The 4,481-nt window shown below is 35.4% G+C and carries 3 protein-coding genes and 1 pseudogene; all 4 read right to left on the bottom strand.

Features of this window, described 5'->3' with window-relative positions; genetic code table 11:
- Positions 1-407 (bottom strand): annotated as a pseudogene (locus CQA44_RS11295) (NADH-quinone oxidoreductase subunit N); the annotation flags it as partial.
- Complete coding sequence (locus tag CQA44_RS11290) at positions 404-2,221, bottom strand: NuoM family protein (RefSeq protein ID WP_115547321.1); 1,818 nt, start codon at positions 2,219-2,221, stop codon at positions 404-406. The gene CQA44_RS11290 and the pseudogene CQA44_RS11295, both read right to left, overlap by 4 nt.
- Positions 2,222-2,235: 14 nt before the next feature.
- Positions 2,236-4,125, bottom strand: a complete 1,890-nt coding sequence (gene nuoL / locus CQA44_RS11285) for an NADH-quinone oxidoreductase subunit L (RefSeq protein WP_115547320.1) — start codon at positions 4,123-4,125, stop codon at positions 2,236-2,238.
- Position 4,126: 1 nt separating this feature from the next.
- Positions 4,127-4,429, bottom strand: a complete 303-nt coding sequence (gene nuoK / locus CQA44_RS11280; RefSeq protein WP_115547319.1) for an NADH-quinone oxidoreductase subunit NuoK — start codon at positions 4,427-4,429, stop codon at positions 4,127-4,129.
- Between the last annotated feature and the right edge of the window lie 52 nt (positions 4,430-4,481).

The following is a 4,481-nucleotide window of genomic DNA, read 5'->3' as shown; positions in this document are numbered from 1 at the left end:
GCAATAGGCAAACCGCCAATTTCTAAGCCTAATAACATAAGAATAAGGTTATTAGCATTGGACATAAGCATAAAACCAGATACCGAAAAGAGATACAGTGGATAAAATTCTGGTGTTTGAAATTCATTAAAGCGATATTTTGAAAAAGTTAAAAAGATAAATAAAAAAGACGCAATCAAAATAATCAATTCTGCAGTAAAGCTTGCAAATGAAACATTGGTGCGATGCCCTATGCTTAAACAAAAAAGAAAGGCAGAAGCAATAAAAATCATAGACAAAGAAAGACTTGTGCTACGTGAAAAATAATTTGCAAAGGCATTGCCAAACAACACAACAATAGCGCCAACAACCAAAATAATAGAGGGCATATAAGCATAGAAATAGGTAGAGAGTTCTATTGGATTCATTGGTTGCTCCTATCTTGTATTGTTTGGTTATTATCTCTTATAGAAGAACTGTATGGTTGTGTATTCCCCGATTCGCTATTGGGCAGAGGGCTTTCTAGGGAATTTTTTTCGTTCATGGATTCTTGATGGAGTAAGCTAGATTGATATTCTTCAATCAGTTTTTCTAAGGTTTTACGCATTTGTTCGTCCATTCTTTCTTCATGAGGATTGAATCTAAGATGATTTTGTTGTGTGTCATAAAATGATTCTTCATTAAAAGGATAACGATGCAATATCATAGGACCAATAAGCCCCCCATTTACTTTTAGTAAATGTGTTCTGCTACTTTCTTCTCTAGCAAAAGCATTCATTGTTGCAATAAGTTGTTGAACAGAAATTTGCATTGGCTTTAGCAGAACGTTTGGAAAAACTCCTAGCCATATAATTACGGCTGTTATAGGGATAACTACACAGTACTCTCTGAAATTTAAATCCTTAAGCCTCTCTAAAAAACTTTTATTTCCAAGAAATTCTCCATAAAAAATATTTTTGAATAGATAAAGCATATAGACTGCTGAAATAATCAATGTTGTCCCTGCAAGTGCGGTGATAATAGGTGAAGTCTGAAAATAGCCATAAAGTGATAAAAATTCACCTATAAAGCCAATAGTCAAAGGTAAGCCTACATTAGACATCATAACCACGCCAAAGAATGCCGAATAGTGAGGCATAACGGTGGCTACTGCACCAAAATCGCTTATATGTCTTGTCATAGTGCGATAATAGAGCATACCAGCCAAAAAGAATAATGCTCCGCTCGTGATTCCATGTGCTACCATCATAAATATTGCCCCACTAATGCCCTCGCTATTAAAACTAAAGATTCCTAAAATCACAATCCCCATATGTGAAATAGAACTGTAAGCAATGACTTTCTTTATATCTTTTTGTTTAAAAGCAATAATCCCGGCATACACTATCATAACCACAGCTAAAACACTGATTATTGGCATAAAATGAATGCTTGCATCAGGGAAAAGAGGCAACACAAAACGCAAGAGAGCATAAGTCCCCATTTTAGAAAGTAAAGCAGAAAGCATAACACTACCCAATGCTGGGGCTTCACTATAAATATGCGGCAACCATGTATGTAGGGGGATAATGGGAATCTTTACGGCAATAGAAATAAAGAATCCCCAAAATAGCCAAATTTGTGTTTCAAGCGGAATATGAATATCTGGGCTTCTCCATACCGATAAATTAAAGCTCCATACTCCCGTTTGTTCATAGCATAAATATCCCATATAAATAATAGCAAGCAACATAATCACACTAGAGGCAAAAGTATAAACAAAGAATTTTAAAGCAATATAAACTTTCTGCCCACTACCCCATACACCTACCATATAGAGTATAGGCACTAAAGCAAGCTCCCAAAAAGTATAAAACATGAGAACATTTTCTGATAAAAATAATGCTATGAGAATCCCCTCTAATGCAAGCAAACACACAACAAAAGGTTTAGCATCATCAAGCCTACGTAAATAAATATTGGCAATAAACACAATAAATGCAGTCAAAATGACCAAGAATAAGGAGATTCCATCAACAAAAACAACATAATCAATACCTAATTGAGGAATCAAGAAAAATTTACTAAAGAATTGGACATCTACAACATCGGGACGATAACCTATCCATAATGCAACAATTAAACCTAGTTCAATAAAAGAAATGATTCTGCCAAATCGTTTCGCCCCCCCATCATCAAACATAAAGACAAAAAAACAGGCAACAAGCGGGCAAGCAATAATTAAACTTAATAGGTATTCCACATTCCACTCCTTGCCTATACCAAGATAAAATATAAAAGCATTATCATAAGAATTGCCACTACGCCCATAGACATAGTCCTTAGCATACTGCTAAGATTCCCATTTTGGATTGGACGTAAGACATAACTTATTAACAAGAATAGTTTGCCTACAGAATCAACGATTTTATCAATAATGCCCATATCGATAATATGGTAAAACAAATCTGAGACAAAGCCAAAAGGCTTAACAAACAAGATTCTATATAATTGAGGAATATAATATTCATTGCTTAGAATCTTATGCAAAATATTATAGTGCGATTTTTCTTTGTAGCCCTTTTTATACATCATGTATGCAAGCAAAATAGAAGCAAGAACAAGCCCAAGCGTGAGAGCAATAAGTAAATAAAGATTTTCCACATGAATCTCTACCGGCAATAGAGCACTAGAGAGAAAATGAGAAAATTGTTCGTGAAATAATCCCGCTATAATGGCTAACACTGCTAAGGGGAGCATGGCATAAAGCATGATTTTACTTGCTTCATGAGGGTGTTCATTATGATTCTTTGGAGCAATAAATACAAGGGTATAGAGTCTAAAGCTATAAAATGCAGTACAAATCGCACCCAATAATAAGACTGCCCAAATGATATATTCGTGCTGCGTAAAAGCTACCTCCAGAATTTTATCTTTTGAAAAATAGCCAGCCAAAGGCGGAATCCCACATAATGCAACAGAACCAATCAACATAAAAATCATGCTAATTCTTAATGATTGAGACAATCCTCCCATTTTTGTAATATCCAATTTATCATTCATAGCGTGCATAATGTTTCCAGCTCCTAGGAATAGCAAGGACTTAAAAAAGGCATGTGTGAATAGATGAAACAACGCAATCCAATAAGCACCAAGCCCTGCAGCAACAAACATATAACCAAGTTGAGAAAGTGTGGAATACGCAATGATACGTTTTAAATCACGATTTACAATCGCCATAAGTGAAGCAAAGATTGCTACAAAAGCACCTAAGCAAGCAATGAAATAGGCAACATGAAGCACGAGACTATAAATAGGAGCAAGGCGAATAATTAAATACACACCCGCAGTTACCATTGTAGCGGCATGAATGAGAGCAGAAACCGGAGTTGGACCCTCCATAGCATTAGCAAGCCATGTATGCAGGGGAAATTGTGCAGATTTACCCATAGCTCCAATAAATAATAAAATGGCAATCCATGTCGTAATCATATTGCTAGGCGGATTAGTCGCTAAAGCCACAAAAATATCATTATAAGAAAGCGAACCCACAGTAACATGCACCAGAAAGATACCGAGCAACATACCCAAATCTGCCACTCTATTCATAACAAAGGCTTCGATAGAGGCAGCATTTGCGCTTTTTTTCTGATACCAAAATCCAATGAGTAAATACGAACAAGTTCCCACACCTTCCCAACCAATGAATAAAATAAGTAGATTATCTCCACCTACAAGTAAAAGCATGGAAAAAACAAATCCCCCAAGATAAGCAAAGAATCTATTAAATCCCTTATCATGAGACATATAACCAATGGAATAAAAATGCACCATACTAGAAACGAGTGTAACCACAAAAATCATAATAGCATTAATCTTGTCAAACATCAGTGAAAAAGTAACTTGGAATTGTCCTGTTTCAATGAAATTCCATAGCACAACATGGAAACTTTGCATATCAGATGACGCAATAAAATACAATAATAGGCAAGAAATAATAAAGCTTACGCTGATAAGGAGAGAGCATACAAAGCCCAATGCTTTTGAAGGATTCAAGGTAGAGCTTAGGGTAGCCAATAAACTTGCAATAAGTGGCAGAAAAACTAAAGTGCATAATAATTCTTCTTTATGCGATAAAACCCAAGTAAATAAAACAGATGATGACATGCTAGCCCCTCATATGACTTAAACTATCAATATCTAGGGTTTTGTATTTTTTATGTAGCAATAAGACTAAGCCTAGACCGATAGCAACTTCTGCTGCTGCTAATGCAATAACAAATAGTGCGATAATTTGTCCTTGCAAATCCTCTCGGTAATATCCTATCGCAATAAAAGCGATATTTATCGCATTTAGCATAATTTCTGTTGAGAATAGCAGTAAAAGGATATTTTTTCTCCTCAAGATTCCGTATAAACCGACACAAAACATAATCGCGCTAAAAACCAAGTAATGATTGAGCGTAATCATTGAGAATCCTTTGTATGAAATAGGGTATTGCCTAAAGCAGTATTGGTATATG

This window comes from Helicobacter sp. MIT 14-3879, from assembly GCF_003364125.1.
The sequence above is the reverse complement of the archived record's forward strand: the minus strand, read 5'-3'. Positions and strand labels throughout refer to the sequence as shown.